Raw genomic sequence first — 14,411 nt, forward strand, 5'->3', positions numbered from 1 at the left:
ATGATGGGCGCGATCGTCCTCTCGCACCGCTGGCTCGGGATCGCGTTCTGCCTCCTGTTCGCGATGTGGTTCGCGAGCGGAATCGTGATGCACTTCGTTCCGTTTCCAGTGTTGACGGAAGCGGAGCGCTTTGCCGGGCTCGCGCCGGTGGAGCGCGGCGAGGCGATCATGGCGGTCGGCGGCGCAGTCGTCGCGAGCGGGATCACGGACGCCACGCGTGTTCGCCTGATCCGGCGCAGCGACGGGCCGGTCTATCTCGTGTCGGGACCGTCGCGTGTAAGGTCGGTTCGTGCATCGGATGGGGCCGATGCATCGGTGAAATCCCCCGACGTCGCGCTCGCCATCGTGCAAGATCATGCTCGCGGGCGCGGGCTTGATGTCACACACGCCACGATCATTGCGCGCGCCGATTACGATCAATGGAGCGTGCCGAACGGCTTCGATCGTCATCGGCCACTGTTCCGCATCGCTCTCGGCGACGCAGCCGGAACGGAAGTGTACGTCTCATCGCGCACCGGCGAGGTCGTGCTGGATACAACGCGGTTCGAGCGAGGCTGGAACCTCGCCGGCAGCGTCTTGCACTGGATCTATCCGACGGTCCTGAGAAGCGACTGGCCGCTGTGGGATCGGCTGGTCTGGACCTTATCGCTGCTGGCGTTGATCGCTGCGGCACTGGGCGCGGTGGTCGGGATTGTCCGGATCAGGTTGCGAGGAGGGCTGATCGGCTCACCCTACCGCGGTTGGCACGCTCTCCATCATATTGTCGGTCTCGCGGCGACGGCGTTCGTGCTGACCTGGATCTTCAGTGGCTGGCTCTCCATGGATCACGGTCGCCTATTCTCGCGCGGGCAACTAACCCCGGCTGAGGCCGGCGTGACGAATGCGGTGCCGGACTGGCGCGGGGCTCCGTCGCCCTATCAGCAGCCGCTGTCGACTTCAGCGCGCGAAGTCGAATGGTTTGCTTTCAACGCGAATGTCTTTCGGCGCGACCGCACCGGTCTTGGTAGCCAGACCTTGACCAAGGCGGGACAGCCGACTCGCGATCGGCAGATGGCGTTCCTGGATGAGCAGGACGTCCTCAGCCTGACGACGCGCATTGCGGCAGGCTGCGGCGTTGCATCTGTTCTTGCCGACAATGACGACTATCCCGCGCAGTCCATCGTTCCCGGCGCGCCGGTCTACCGCTCCCGCTGCGGCGATCTCTGGTTCGACGTCGACGGCGCCGACGGCAGCGTGCTGCAACGGCTGGATAACTCGCGCCGAGCCTATCGTTGGGCCTACAGCGCGCTGCACACGCTCGACTTCCCGGTCCTGATGGCGCATCCGCGCCTGCGCGACGTCCTGATCGTCGGGCTTTGTGCGCTGGGGCTGGTGTTCTCCGTCACCGGCATCGTGGTCGGCTGGCGGCGTTTGCAGGCAAAATTTTCGACCTGAGCTGCATGACGCGCATGGCCGCCGGGAAGATCAGTGATGCGCTGCTGCTCCCTTTCCGGGGACTGCCTTTCGGTGTAGCTCTGCGCCCACTTATTGGGCAGGGTGTCAGTCCCGCCGTTGAAATCACGCAGGAGAGCCAAAGGATGTACCCGAAAGTTCAGATGTTCATTGCCGGCGAGTGGACCGACGGCACCTCCGGCAAGTCGGAGGACATCCTCAATCCCGCAACGGGCCAGCCGATCGGCAAGACCCCGCACGCCTCGAAGGCGGACCTCGACCGCGCGCTGGAGGCTTCCAAGGCCGGCTTCGAAGTCTGGCGCAAGACTTCGCCGTTCGATCGCTACAAGCTGATGCGCAAGGCCGCCGACATCATTCGCTCGCGCGCCGCCGAAATCGCGCCTGTCATGACCATGGAGCAGGGCAAGCCGGTCGTGGAAGCCCAGGGCGAGACCATGCTGGCCGGCGATCTCATCGACTGGTTCTCGGAGGAAGCCCGCCGCGCCTATGGCCGCATCGTGCCGCCGCGGATGGGCAATGTCTCCCAACTCGTGACCAAGGAGCCGGTCGGCCCGGTCGCGGCGTTCACGCCCTGGAATTTCCCGATCAACCAGGCGGTGCGCAAGATCTCGGCCGCGCTCGCCGCCGGCTGCTCGATCATCGTCAAGGGTCCGGAAGAAACACCCGCAAGCTGCATGGAACTGGTGCGGGCCTATGCCGACGCGGGCATTCCGCCCGGCGTCGTCCAGCTGGTGTTCGGCGTGCCGTCGGACGTGTCGGAGTATCTCATTCCGCATCCGATCATCCGCAAGATCAGTTTTACGGGCTCGACCGCGGTCGGCAAGCATCTGGCTGCCCTAGCGGGCCTGCATATGAAGCGCGTCACGATGGAGCTCGGTGGCCACGCGCCGGCGATCGTGTTTGCGGATGCCGATCTCGACAACGCCGCCAAGATCCTCTCGGCCAACAAGTTCCGCAATGCCGGCCAGGTCTGCGTCTCCCCGACGCGCTTCCTGGTGCATGAAAGCGTCTACCAGCCCTTCGTCGACAAATTCGTGGCGGCGGCGAAGAGCCTGAAGGTTGGCAACGGCCTCGACAAGGATACCCGCATGGGCCCGCTGGCCAACCCGCGCCGTGTCGACGCCATGGAAGGTCTCGTCTCCGACGCCGTTCAGCGCGGCGCCAAGGTGCAGGCCGGCGGCAAGCGCATCGGCAATGAAGGCTTCTTCTTCGAGCCGACCGTCATTACCGACGTGCCGCGCGATGCCCGCATCATGAACGAGGAGCCGTTTGGCCCGCTGGCACCGATCACGTCGTTCCGCAGCTACGATGAAGTGGTCGCCGAGGCGAACCGCCTGCCGTATGGTTTGGCGGCCTATGCCTACACGACGTCCACCAAGACGATGCAGGCGATCGGCGCCGACGTCGAGAGCGGCATGGTCTCGATCAACCATCACGGTCTCGCGCTGCCGGAAGTACCGTTTGGTGGCATCAAGGATTCCGGTTACGGCTCCGAAGGCGGCCTCGAGGCGATCGAGGGGTACCTCAACACCAAGTTCGTGACCCAGGCGAGCGCGTAAAGCTCGCACGACCCTCATGCAGGGCGCGTCACGGCAGGCCGTGGCGCGCCCTTCTATTTTGTGGTGACGGCGCGCGCGGATAATGTGACGAGGCCCATCAGCGCTGCGAGCATCCAGAACGCCGTCGGCAGGCCGACGGCGTGGGCGACGAAACCGATGCCGGCAGGGCCAACCAGAACACCGCCATAGCCGGCGGTGGTGATCGACGCCACCGCGAGCCCCGTAGGCATCGCGGTCTGCGTTGCGGCCCCGCGGAACAGCACCGGCACCAGGTTCGACGCGCCGAGGCCGATGAGCAGGAAGCCGGCAATGGCGATGGCCGGGCTCGGTGCCAGCAGCAGCACCGCCAGGCCCGCGATCGCAAGCAGGCTTCCCCCGACCAGCGTTGCGCGGTCACCGATACGCGCCACGACGACGTCGCCGCCCAGCCGGCCGATGGTCATCGCGATCGAGAACACGATGTAGCCGATCCCGCCTCGTGCCTCGCTAACGAGACCCGCGTCGATGACGAGTAGCGCGCCCCAGTCGAGCATCGCGCCTTCGATCAGGAAGGTGACGGCAGCCAACAGCGCCAGCAACAGCACGATGCCATGCGGCAGCACGAACAGCGGTCCCTCCTGCGCCTGCGCCCTGCGCAGCAGGCGCGGCGAGGCGAGCGCCATCGCGATCAGCATCAGCACGGAGCAGATCAACGCGCTCGCCAGCGGCCCAAGATGAAACGACAGCAGCGCCGTCATCACCGCGGATCCAGCGAAGCCGCCAATGCTGAAGAGCGCATGAAAGCCCGACATCAGCGGCTGTCGCGCCGCGCGTTCGACCTCGACGGCATGGATGTTCATGGCGACGTCGATGGAGCCGAGCGCCGCGCCGAATGCGAGCAAGGCAATTGCCAACGTCACGGGCGTGCCGGCAATGACGAGCAGGGGCAACACCAGCGCGAGGCCGATCCCGCCCCCGATGATGATAGGCTTGGTGCCATGACGGGCGCTCAAAATTCCGGTCGCGAGCATCGCAACGACGGAGCCGATCCCGAGGCTGAGCAGCAGCAGGCCGAGGACGGCGTCATCGACCGCGAGCCGCTCCTTCGCGAACGGCACCAGCGGTGCCCAGCACGCGAGGCCGAATCCGGCGACCAGAAACGAGAGGCGCGTGGCGAGCCGCGTCGCCGGCCGGTCGGCTGAAGTCATTCGTGTAACTCCGGGAGGGAATCGGGGGTAAGGGGCTGAGTTTAACAACCCAAGATGCGGAGAGAGGTTCCGCACACTGTCATAGCATGGTTGCTGTCATTGCATGGTTATGGCCCAGAGGGGACGATTTGTCCGCAGAAGCGCGAAGAGCGCACGCGGAAGCGCAAATTCGGGACAAGCTGCCGCGCCCTTTGAGAGCGATGCGATCAACTCACGGCATGAAAGCTGCTTGGGTGGTCAACCGGCGCGAGGCTGCGTTATGCTGAGCGCGCCGACACGCCGTCGAAGCTGCAATCGTCAGCCTCATCAAGAATCAGGAACTCGCTGATGCGTATCGTCAACGTTGCCGCCGCCCAGATGGGGCCGATTCAGAAGGCCGACAGCCGCGAGGCGGTGGTCAAGCGCATGATCGCGTTGATGGACGAGGCGAAAGCAAAAGGCGCCGACCTGATCGCCTATCCGGAGTTGGCGCTGACGACGTTCTTCCCGCGCTGGTACGTGGAGGACCGGGCGGAGTTCGATAGCTGGTTCGAGCGTGAAATGCCGAACGCCGCGACCAGGCCGCTGTTCGAGCGGGCGGCGCAACATCAGATGGCGATGAATTTCGGCTATGCCGAGCTGACCCCTGACGGCCACCACTTCAACACCGCTGTTCTTACCGACAAGTCCGGCAGGATCGTCGGCAAATACCGCAAGGTCCATCTGCCGGGCCATGTGGAATACGACACCAGGCGCTCGCATCAGCATCTGGAGAAGCGCTATTTCGAGCCGGGCGATCTCGGCTTCAACGTCTGGCGTGAGCTCGGCGGCATCATCGGCATGGCCATCTGCAACGACCGCCGCTGGCCCGAGACCTATCGTGTCATGGGCTTGCAGGGCGTCGAAATGGTGCTGATCGGCTATAATACGCCGTCGGTAAATGCGGAGCGAAGCGAGGAGGGCATCGAGAAGCGCCTGTTTCACAACCGCCTCTCGGTGCAGGCCGGCGCCTACCAGAACGCGACCTGGGTGATTGCCGTCGCCAAGGCGGGCGTCGAGGACGGCCATCCGCTATTCGGCGGCAGCCTGATCGTCGATCCCAACGGCGAGATCGTCGCTGAAGCCAGGACAGAAGAGGACGAGCTTCTACTCCACCCTTGCGATCTCGACGCCACTACCTTTGGCAAGACCACAATCTTCAATTTCGCGCAGCACCGCCGTATCGAGCATTATGGCCTGATCACCAGCCGCACCGGCGCGGTGCTGCCGCCGGAGGAATGATGCCGATGGTTTTCCTGCCAACTGGCAGTCCTTTCGCTCGGGCCTGTCACGGAGTGCCTCATGACTGAACCCAACTACGATCTGATCATCCGCGGCGGACGCGTCGCCACCACCACTGATGTGTTCGAGGCCGATGTCGCCATCTCCGGTGAGACCATCGCGGCTATCGGTCGCGGGCTTTCGCCGGCCAAGCGCGAGATCGATGCGCGCGGCAAGCTGGTGCTGCCGGGTGGCGTCGATAGCCACGCGCATATCGAGCAACTGTCCGCCGCCGGCATCATGAACGCCGACACGTTCGAGAGCGCGACGGTCTCTGCAGCTTTCGGCGGCACGACAACGGTGATCCCGTTCGCAGCCCAGCATGTCGGCATGAAGCTGCCGCAGGTGGTGGAGGATTATCACGCGCTGGCGAAAAAGGGCGCCGTGATCGACTACGCCTTTCACATGATCATCGCGGATGCGACCAGGGAGACGGTCGAGGAGCACATTCCGGCGCTGGTGAAGAAGGGGCATGCCTCGATCAAGATCTTCATGACCTATGACCGGCTCAAGATCGATGACGAGCCGCTGCTCGACATTCTGCTGGCCGCGCGCCAGTCCGGCGCGATGTTGTGCGCTCATGCCGAAAATCACGGCATCATCGCCTGGATGGTGAAGCGTCTGCTTGCGCGTGGCTACACGATGCCGAAATACCATGCCGTCAGCCACGCCCGCGTCTCGGAGGCGGAAGCCTTCACACGGTTGATCGGCATGGCGGCCTTGATCGATCAGCCGATCATGATCTTCCATGTCTCGACCGCCGATGGCGCCAAGGTGATCCGCGACTCGCGCGGGCAGGGGCTCAAGGTCTTTGCCGAGACCTGTCCGCAATATCTGTTCCTCACGGCTGATGATCTCGACAAGCCCGGCGCCGAAGGCGCCAAGTGGATGTGCAGCCCGCCGCCGCGAACGTATCAGGACCAGGAGGCGCTGTGGCAGGCGCTGTCGCTCGGCGATCTCCAGACCATCTCGTCGGACCACGCGCCATATCGCTATGACGAGACCGGCAAGCTGCGAGCCGGACCGAACCCGAACTTCAAGCAAGTCGCGAACGGCCTGCCGGGACTGGAGCTGCGGCTGCCGCTGCTGTTCGATGCGATGGTGTCGAAGGGACGACTGGGTCTTGAAAAGTTCGTCGAGCTGACCGCGACGGCACCGGCCAAGATCTACAATCTGCATCCGCGCAAGGGCTCGATCGCGGTCGGCGCCGATGCTGACATCGCAATCTGGGATCCCAACCGCGAGACCGTGATCGCCGACGAGATGATGCATGACCTCGCCGGCTACACGCCGTTCGCAGGCCGCAAGCTGAAGGGCTGGCCGGTGTCGGTGCTGTCGCGCGGTCGTGTGATTATCGACGGTGACAGATGTCTGGCCAGCGCCGGAAGCGGAAAATTCCTGGCGCGCAGCGGCGGCGAGGCGGCGAAGCCGACCGGCCGGCTCGTGGCCGACATGGATCCGGAGCGGAATTTTGGAGCAAAATTGCTGTGATCATGGCTCGCGCGCGCTGACGATCATTGCCGCAGTGAGCGCTCCTCCACCGGACCAGAACCGGTCATCTCCAGCGGCGTCACTGCGTCCGTGCTGCTGTGCAACGATGGCCAAAAGTCGATGAGAACCCGCTGGCGGACGGCCGGTTACTGGCATACCATTTGCACGCTAATGGGCTCGATTTCACCTGCCCTTGGCCAATGAACGGCCGGCATCACGGCATGACTGGGAGGACTTTATGGATCGCAGGACCGTATTGAAGGGACTGGCCGGCGCAGGCGGCCTGGCATTGACCGGCCTATCGGCCCCGGCGATCGCCCAAGGCGCAGCGGCGCGCACCCTGCGTTTCGTGCCGCAGGCCAATCTCGCCAATTTCGATCCGATCTGGGGTACCCAATATGTCGTGCGCAATGCGGCGGCCCTGGTCTGGGATACGCTGTACGGCGTCGATGCGAAGCTGCAGCCGCAGCGCCAGATGGTCGAGTCCGAGGAAACCTCGGACGACGGCAGGATCTGGACGTTCAAGCTGCGCCCGGGGCTCAAATTCCATGACGGCGAGCCGGTGCTGAGCAAGGACGTCGTCGCGAGCCTGGCGCGCTGGGCCGCGCGCGATCCGATGGGCCTGATGATCCTGGCGATCCAGCAGGAGTTGACCCCTGTCGATGACCGCACCTTCAAGTGGGTGTTGAAGCAGCCCTTCCCGAAAATGCTCTATGCGCTGGCCAAGAACAACGCGCCGTGCTCCTTCATCATGCCAGAACGTATCGCGAAGACCGATCCGTTCAAGCAGATCACCGAGTATGTCGGCTCGGGGCCGATGAAGTTCGCCAAGAGCGAATGGGTCCCCGGCGCCAAATCGGTGTTTGAGAAGTTCGCCGATTACGTGCCGCGGCAGGAGAAGGCCTCGTGGCTTGCCGGCGGCAAGCAAATTCTGGTCGATCGTGTCGAGTGGCTGGTGATGCCGGATCCCGCAACGGCTGCCGCGGCCTTGCAGAACGGCGAGGTCGACTGGTGGGAGAACCCGATTGCCGATCTCGTGCCCGTGCTGAAGAAGAACAAGAACATCAGCGTCGATATCGGCGATCCCCTCGGCAATATCGGCTCGTTCCGCATGAATCATCTGTTCGCACCGTTCAACGACGTGCGGGCACGCCGCGCGGTGCTGATGGCGCTGAGCCAGGAGGACTACATGCGCGCGATCGTCGGCGACGACGATGCGCTGTGGAAGTCCCTGCCGGGCTTCTTCACGCCCGATACGCCGCTCTATAGCGAGATGGGGGGCGAGATCCTCAAGGGCAAACGGGATTTCGATGCGGCCAAGAAACTGCTCGCCGAGAGCGGCTATTCCGGCCAGCCGGTGACCTGCCTCGTAGCGCAGGACCAGCCGATCACCAAGGCGATGGGCGATGTGACCGCCGACCTCCTCAAGAAGCTCGGGATGAATGTTGACTTCGTCGCAACCGATTGGGGCACGGTCGGCTCCCGCCGCGCGCAGAAGACGCCGCCCGGACAAGGCGGCTGGAACATGTTCCACACTTGGCACGCGGGCGCGGACTGCATCAATCCCGCGCCGTACACCGCTATTCGCGCCAATGGCGACAAGGCCTGGTTCGGCTGGCCCAACAGCCCCAACGCAGAGAAGGAGGTCACGGCCTGGTTCGACGCCAAGAACCTCGACGAGGAGAAGGCGGCTGTCGGCCGTCTCAACAAGGCGGCGCTCGATGATGTCGTCTACGCGCCGACCGGATTCTTCCTGAGCTACACGGCGTGGCGCAAGAACGTTTCGGGCATTACCAAGGGACCGCTGCCGTTCTTCTGGGGTGTATCGAAGACCGCATGATGCCGCGCTGAGGCCAGATGCTTTCCTATATCCTCCGGCGCATCGTCGCCACCTTGCCGGTGATGGCGATTGTTGCACTGTTCGTGTTCAGCCTGCTTTACATTGCGCCGGGTGACCCCGCCGTGGTGATCGCGGGCGACCAGGCAAGCCCGGAGGATGTGGAGCGCATCCGCCAGAGCCTCGGCCTCGACCGTCCGTTCCTGGTCCAGTTCGGAAGCTGGGTCTGGCGCATCCTGCACGGCGATCTCGGCACCTCGATCTTCACCAACCTGCCGGTCTCGACGATGATCGGGCAGCGTCTTGGGCCGACGCTGTCGCTGATGGTGGTCACGCTGCTGCTGACGATCGTGGTCGCGGTGCCGCTCGGCGTCGTGGCGGCATGGAAGGCCGGCAGCTTCATCGATCGGGCCATCATGGGCTTTGCGGTGTTCGGCTTCTCGCTGCCGGTCTTCGTCGTCGGCTACATGCTTGCCTACATCTTCGCGCTCGAGCTCGAATGGCTTCCGGTGCAGGGCTATACGCCGCTGAACCAGGGCTTCTGGCCCTGGCTGGAGAATCTGATCTTGCCGGCGATCGCGCTCGGCTGCGTCTATATCGCGCTGGTCGCGCGTATCACCCGCGCGGCCATGCTCGAAGTGTTGCAGCAGGACTATATCCGCACAGCGCGCGCCAAGGGCCTCGGGCAGGGCGGCATCCTGTTCATTCACGCGCTCAAGAACGCGGCTGTGCCGATCGTCACCGTAATTGGCATCGGCATCGCGCTGCTGATCGGCGGCGCGGTCGTGACGGAAAGCGTGTTTGCGATCCCTGGTCTTGGCCGTCTCACGATCGATGCGATCCTGCGCCGCGATTATCCCGTCATCCAGGGCATCGTGCTGCTGTTCAGCTTCGTCTACGTCCTCGTCAATCTGATGATCGACGTCACCTATACACTCGTTGACCCGAGGATCCGCTATTGACCGACGCGACCGTCAATCCGCAGGTGCTGCCGGCCGGCCTCGTGCTCGCGCCGCAACTGCCTGAAATCCTCCGGCCCGTCACGATCCGACGTGGGTTCATCGGGTTCTTGCGCGGCCACCCCACCGTTGCGATCGGCGGGGCGCTGCTGCTGGCGCTGGTCCTGATCGCGATCTTTGCGCCATATCTCTGGACGGTGGACCCGACCGCGCTGGCGCCTGCCAGGCGCACCCGGGCGCCATCGGCGGCATTCTGGTTCGGCACCGACGTGCTCGGCCGCGATATCTACTCACGCGTGCTGTTCGGCGCGCGGGTCTCGCTCACGGTCGGGCTATCGGTTGCCGTGCTCGCATCCGCAGCCGGTCTCGCCATCGGCCTGGTTTCGGGATTCATCCGCTGGGCCGACGGCATCCTGATGCGTTTCATGGACGGGCTGATGTCGATCCCACCGATCCTGCTCGCAATTGCGCTGATGGCGCTGACGCGCGGCAGCGTCGGCAACGTCATCCTGGCCATCACCGTCGCCGAAATTCCGCGCGTGTCGCGCCTCGTCCGCAGCGTGGTGCTGTCGCTGCGCGAGCAGCCCTATGTGGACGCCGCGGTGGCCTGCGGAACGCGCACGCCGATGATCATCCTGCGCCACATCCTGCCCAACACGCTCGCGCCGATGCTGGTGCAAGCGACTTACATTTGCGCCAGCGCCATGATCACGGAGGCGATCCTGTCCTTCATTGGCGCCGGCACGCCGCCCACCATTCCGTCCTGGGGCAACATCATGGCCGAGGGTCGCGCGTTGTGGCAGGTCAAGCCTTACATCGTGTTCTTCCCGGCGGCGTTCCTCTCCGTCACCGTGCTCGCCGTGAACCTGCTCGGCGACGGCCTTCGCGATGCGCTCGACCCGCGCATGGCCAAGCGTCTCTGATGCGCCGAGGCTGATCGCGATGGCGTTGCTTGAAGTTGAAAATCTCCAGACCCACTTCCGCACCCCAAGCGGAATCAATCGCGCGGTGGACGGGGTGTCCTTCCATGTCAACGAGGGCGAGACGCTCGCCATTGTCGGCGAATCCGGCTGCGGCAAGTCGGTGACATCGATGTCCCTGATGCGGCTGATTCCGGAACCGCCGGGCAGGATCGCCGGCGCCATCCGCTTTGCGGGCAAGGACCTGCTGCAATTGCCCGACCGCGAGATGCGCGCCATTCGCGGCAACGACATCTCGATGATCTTTCAGGAGCCGATGACGAGCCTCAATCCGGTGCTGACCGTCGGCCGCCAGATCCGCGAAACGCTGATGCTGCATCAGGGCCTCGACAAGGCGGCGGCCGAGGGGCGCGCGATCGAGATGCTGACTTTGGTCGGCATTCCCGAGCCGAAGCGGCGCGTACGCGAATATCCGCATCAGCTTTCCGGCGGCATGCGCCAGCGCGTGATGATCGCGATGGCGCTGGCCTGCAATCCGAAGCTCCTGATCGCGGATGAGCCGACCACGGCGCTCGACGTCACCATCCAGGCGCAGATCCTGAAGCTGATGCTGGACCTCAAGCGCCGCGTCGGTGCCGCGATCATCCTGATCACCCACGATCTCGGCGTGGTCGCCGAGATCGCCGAGCGCGTCATGGTGATGTATGCCGGCCGCAAGGTCGAGGAGGCGCCGGTGGCGGAGCTGTTCCGCTCGCCGCGTCACCCCTATACGCAGGGCCTGCTCGGCGCCGTGCCGCGGCTCGGCTCGTCGCTCGCCGGCACCGCGACGCGGCTCGCCGAGATTCCCGGGCAGGTGCCCGACCTGCGCAAGCCAATCACCGGCTGCGTCTTTGCCGGCCGCTGTGCGCTCGCGACTGATCTCTGCCGGCAACATGCGCCCGGCCTCGAAGAAAAGGGGCCGCGCCACATCGCAGCCTGCCACCACGCCGCCAAGGGAGCCGTTGCGGCATGAGCATCCCGCTGCTCCAGGTCAATGACCTCAAGAAGCACTTTCCGGTCAAGGCCGGCCTGTTCGGGCGCAAGTCCGAGTGGGTCTATGCGGTCGACGGCGTGTCGTTCGAGATTGCACGGGGCGAGACGCTGTCGCTGGTCGGCGAGTCCGGCTGCGGCAAGTCGACGGTCGGCCGTGCGATCCTGCGGCTGTTCGACGTGACATCAGGCCAGGTGATCCTCGACGGCCAGCGCATCGACGATGCGCATCCGAGCACGATGCGCCAGCTGCGGCAACGCATGCAGGTGGTGTTCCAGGACCCGTTCTCGAGCCTCAATCCACGCATGCGCGTGCGCGACATCCTGGCCGAGCCGATCCGGAATTTCGGTCTGGCCAAGTCGGCGACCGATCTCGAGACGCGCGTCACGGCGCTGATGGACACCGTGCGCCTGCCGCGCGAGGCGCTGAACCGCCGGCCGCACGAATTCTCGGGAGGCCAGCGTCAGCGCATCGGCATCGCACGGGCGCTCGCGGCCGAACCGGAGCTGATCGTCTGCGACGAGGCGGTTTCGGCGCTCGACGTCTCGGTCAAGGCGCAGATCGTCAATTTGTTGCAGGATCTCCAACGCGAGTTTGGCCTGGCCTTGCTGTTCATCAGCCATGATCTCGCAATCGTCGAGCATATGACCCATCGCGTCGCGGTGATGTATCTCGGGAAGATCGTCGAGGTGGCGCCGCGCCGGGAGATCTTTGCCGCGCCAAGACATCCCTACACCAAGGCGCTGCTCTCGGCGGTGCCGCTGCCGGAGCCAGGGGCCAAGCGCAATCCCATCATCCTCGGCGGCGACGTACCGAGCCCGATCAATCCGCCGCGCGGATGCCGCTTTCACACTCGCTGCCCGTTCGTGTTCGACCGCTGCCGCACGGAAGAACCGGAGCTTCGTTCGACTGATGGCGAGCAATGGGTGGCCTGCCACCTCGATGAACTGCCTGCGGGATAGAACGCTGAGCGCCGCTGTTGAACGCCTCAGCGCGCATCCGCGTAATGCATGTTGACCCTCCAGTTCGTGTCTGGCGTAAGCCGGCGCCGTAGTGGACTTTCACAGTTAGGCCGTTCGGTCTTGGCGGCCGTGCGCCATCGCGCCGGCGTCTGGCCGCTGATGCGCTTGAACACGGTCGAAAAGTGAGCCTGGGTGCTGAAGCCGACTGCGAGTGCAATCTCGGCCAGAGGCCGCTGGGTCGTCGTCAGCTGCGACTTCGCGTGCGCGATCCGGTGAATGAGGAGGTATTCTCGCGGACGGTATCCGGTCGCCGCGCGAAATTGTGCGGCGAAATGCATTCTCGAGAGACCCGCGACATTGGCGAGCTCGGACAGGCTGATGCTGCGTTCGAAATGAGCGGCGATATGGTGCTCGACGCGACGCAGCCGCCATTTCGGTAGGGCATTGATCTTGGCACGCGGCAATTCGGGGCGGGCTTCGTGATCTCCTGGGCCGGCCGGAAGGTCGATCCGGGTGTGTGCTCTCTGCAATTCGGTCAGCATCGCTTATTCTTTCTGATCCGCGCGGTCGTTCGCCGAGATCGGTGAACTCGCATCTTCGGTATTGGTGGCAGGATAGGCGCGCGAAGGCCTGGAAGCCCGTTAGGGGTGATTAGGATCTGTTAGATTATGTGGGGCGGGCGGGTGCGGCAGCCGGCCGCAGTCGCTTGAGCTTTGGTTGGTATTCAAGGGCTTGGCCGTCATTCGAAGACGGCGTCGAAAATCTCGACGTCGATCAGCACGGGCTTGGCGATCACCGCTGCGTCGGGCTGCAGCGCCAGGGTACGCCGAAGAGTTGGAACCACGATGCCGCCGAAGGTCTCGTGGGCCCACGAGTAGTGCGCGACACGTGCGCCCAGGAGGTCGTGGTCGGTCCGTCGCTGCAGGGCGCTGTCGTCGAAATAGAACACGTGCTCGGACGCCAGGCTGATCAGGTCCGGCGGGAATTGCGCGCGCAGGCGCCGCCACGTCTCACGATTTTCCTGCCACGGCGGTAGCTCCTCGACCGCGACGTCGGGACGGGCGAGGAGGAATGGGGTGGTGAGATAGTTCCAGATCTGGACGCCGCAGAAGAAGACCAGATGCAGCTCGTCCGCCAGCGCATGTGCGCCATGGGTGGGGAAGGCAAGGCTCGGGTTGCGCCATGTCCGCAGCACGTGACCATCCAGGCTTTCGATCGTGATCGCATCAGGCTGAAACGCGCCGGATCGTTCGCCGCCCGTGATTCCGGTGAAGCGGACGGATTGTGTCCGCGTCGATCCCTCCGCGGTGACGTCCTTGAATTCCCGCGCATGTCCGGCGTCGGAGAACAGTACCCCGCCAACGGAAAGATGCAGCGTGAACCGGCTCAGATTGTTCCAGCGGGTCAGCCCCCCGCAGGCGTCGATCGCATCGTCAAGAAGTGCCATGTCCCACTGCATCCACCATGAATTGCCTCCACCATGGCGGGGCGTGGGCGGCTTGGCGTGTTAGAAGTTGTTAGGAGTTGCAAGAGCTCGATCGGACGGTAGCTCGTTGAAGATATTGCCAATTTGTCCGCCAAGCCGCATGAGGCCAAGTTGAGCGTGCACGGCCGTTCCGAGGAAGCATTGGTGATGCGCGTGTTCCGGGATACCCGCATCGGCTGGATCGGTGTTGGCTTCATACAGGACAAATCAGCAGCGGATAGGATCGCTG

The 14,411-nt window shown here is 64.5% G+C and carries 11 protein-coding genes and 1 pseudogene; 9 read left to right on the forward strand and 3 right to left on the reverse strand.

Annotation, left to right across the window (positions count from 1 at the left end):
* Together JQ587_RS22210 and JQ587_RS22215 are read left to right on the forward strand one after the other, a co-directional pair.
* Positions 1–1,434, forward strand: coding sequence for a PepSY domain-containing protein (locus JQ587_RS22210; RefSeq protein ID WP_212426706.1), 1,434 nt, complete (start codon positions 1–3; stop codon positions 1,432–1,434).
* A gap of 143 nt (positions 1,435–1,577) precedes the next feature.
* Positions 1,578–3,011 carry an NAD-dependent succinate-semialdehyde dehydrogenase gene (locus JQ587_RS22215; protein ID WP_212426707.1) on the forward strand — a complete coding sequence of 478 codons (1,434 nt, stop codon included), beginning with the start codon at positions 1,578–1,580 and terminating at the stop codon, positions 3,009–3,011.
* A gap of 53 nt (positions 3,012–3,064) precedes the next feature.
* Here JQ587_RS22215 and JQ587_RS22220 read toward each other — a convergent pair whose 3' ends face one another.
* Positions 3,065–4,198, reverse strand: a complete 1,134-nt coding sequence (locus JQ587_RS22220; protein WP_212426708.1) for an MFS transporter — start codon at positions 4,196–4,198, stop codon at positions 3,065–3,067.
* A 327-nt stretch (positions 4,199–4,525) separates the two neighbouring features.
* Here JQ587_RS22220 and JQ587_RS22225 point away from each other — a divergent pair, with 327 nt between their 5' ends.
* The 7 genes from JQ587_RS22225 to JQ587_RS22255 all read left to right on the forward strand — a co-directional run bounded on the left by JQ587_RS22225 (position 4,526) and on the right by JQ587_RS22255 (position 12,696).
* Positions 4,526–5,458 (forward strand): N-carbamoyl-D-amino-acid hydrolase, encoded by a 933-nt coding sequence (locus JQ587_RS22225; RefSeq protein WP_212300560.1) that lies wholly within the window; start codon positions 4,526–4,528, stop codon positions 5,456–5,458.
* Between the two features lie 60 nt (positions 5,459–5,518).
* On the forward strand, positions 5,519–6,988 hold the full coding sequence (gene hydA / locus JQ587_RS22230) for a dihydropyrimidinase (protein ID WP_212426709.1): 1,470 nt from the start codon (positions 5,519–5,521) through the stop codon (positions 6,986–6,988).
* 238 nt (positions 6,989–7,226) lie between these two features.
* Positions 7,227–8,828 carry an ABC transporter substrate-binding protein gene (locus JQ587_RS22235; RefSeq protein ID WP_212426710.1) on the forward strand — a complete coding sequence of 534 codons (1,602 nt, stop codon included), beginning with the start codon at positions 7,227–7,229 and terminating at the stop codon, positions 8,826–8,828.
* Between the two features lie 17 nt (positions 8,829–8,845).
* Positions 8,846–9,787, forward strand: a complete 942-nt coding sequence (locus JQ587_RS22240) for an ABC transporter permease (protein ID WP_212426711.1) — start codon at positions 8,846–8,848, stop codon at positions 9,785–9,787.
* Positions 9,784–10,707 (forward strand): ABC transporter permease, encoded by a 924-nt coding sequence (locus JQ587_RS22245; protein ID WP_212300564.1) that lies wholly within the window; start codon positions 9,784–9,786, stop codon positions 10,705–10,707. The genes JQ587_RS22240 and JQ587_RS22245 overlap by 4 nt, the downstream gene beginning before the upstream one ends.
* Before the next feature lie 19 nt (positions 10,708–10,726).
* Positions 10,727–11,716 (forward strand): ABC transporter ATP-binding protein, encoded by a 990-nt coding sequence (locus JQ587_RS22250; protein WP_212426712.1) that lies wholly within the window; start codon positions 10,727–10,729, stop codon positions 11,714–11,716.
* Positions 11,713–12,696 (forward strand): ABC transporter ATP-binding protein, encoded by a 984-nt coding sequence (locus JQ587_RS22255; protein ID WP_212426713.1) that lies wholly within the window; start codon positions 11,713–11,715, stop codon positions 12,694–12,696. Before JQ587_RS22250 ends, JQ587_RS22255 begins: the two co-directional genes overlap by 4 nt.
* 26 nt (positions 12,697–12,722) lie before the next feature.
* Here JQ587_RS22255 and JQ587_RS22260 read toward each other — a convergent pair.
* Together JQ587_RS22260 and JQ587_RS22265 are read right to left on the reverse strand one after the other, a co-directional pair.
* Positions 12,723–13,178 (reverse strand): annotated as a pseudogene (locus tag JQ587_RS22260) (helix-turn-helix domain-containing protein); the annotation flags it as partial.
* A gap of 257 nt (positions 13,179–13,435) precedes the next feature.
* Positions 13,436–14,143: a hypothetical protein gene (locus JQ587_RS22265; RefSeq protein ID WP_212426791.1), complete on the reverse strand. Its 708-nt coding sequence runs from the start codon at positions 14,141–14,143 to the stop codon at positions 13,436–13,438.
* Positions 14,144–14,411 lie beyond the last annotated feature (268 nt).

Source organism: Bradyrhizobium manausense (assembly GCF_018130615.1).
Classification (GTDB): domain Bacteria; phylum Pseudomonadota; class Alphaproteobacteria; order Rhizobiales; family Xanthobacteraceae; genus Bradyrhizobium; species Bradyrhizobium manausense_A.

Excerpts from the sequence above, each read along its gene's own strand:
- JQ587_RS22210 (WP_212426706.1), top strand. The coding sequence starts at position 1 with ATGATGGGCGCGATCGTCCTCTCGCACCGCTGGCTCGGGATCGCGTTC.
- JQ587_RS22215 (WP_212426707.1), top strand. The coding sequence starts at position 1,578 with ATGTACCCGAAAGTTCAGATGTTCATTGCCGGCGAGTGGACCGACGGC.
- JQ587_RS22220 (WP_212426708.1), bottom strand. The coding sequence starts at position 4,198 with ATGACTTCAGCCGACCGGCCGGCGACGCGGCTCGCCACGCGCCTCTCG.
- JQ587_RS22225 (WP_212300560.1), top strand. The coding sequence starts at position 4,526 with ATGCGTATCGTCAACGTTGCCGCCGCCCAGATGGGGCCGATTCAGAAG.
- hydA (WP_212426709.1), top strand. The coding sequence starts at position 5,519 with ATGACTGAACCCAACTACGATCTGATCATCCGCGGCGGACGCGTCGCC.
- JQ587_RS22235 (WP_212426710.1), top strand. The coding sequence starts at position 7,227 with ATGGATCGCAGGACCGTATTGAAGGGACTGGCCGGCGCAGGCGGCCTG.
- JQ587_RS22240 (WP_212426711.1), top strand. The coding sequence starts at position 8,846 with ATGCTTTCCTATATCCTCCGGCGCATCGTCGCCACCTTGCCGGTGATG.
- JQ587_RS22250 (WP_212426712.1), top strand. The coding sequence starts at position 10,727 with ATGGCGTTGCTTGAAGTTGAAAATCTCCAGACCCACTTCCGCACCCCA.
- JQ587_RS22255 (WP_212426713.1), top strand. The coding sequence starts at position 11,713 with ATGAGCATCCCGCTGCTCCAGGTCAATGACCTCAAGAAGCACTTTCCG.
- JQ587_RS22265 (WP_212426791.1), bottom strand. The coding sequence starts at position 14,143 with ATGGCACTTCTTGACGATGCGATCGACGCCTGCGGGGGGCTGACCCGC.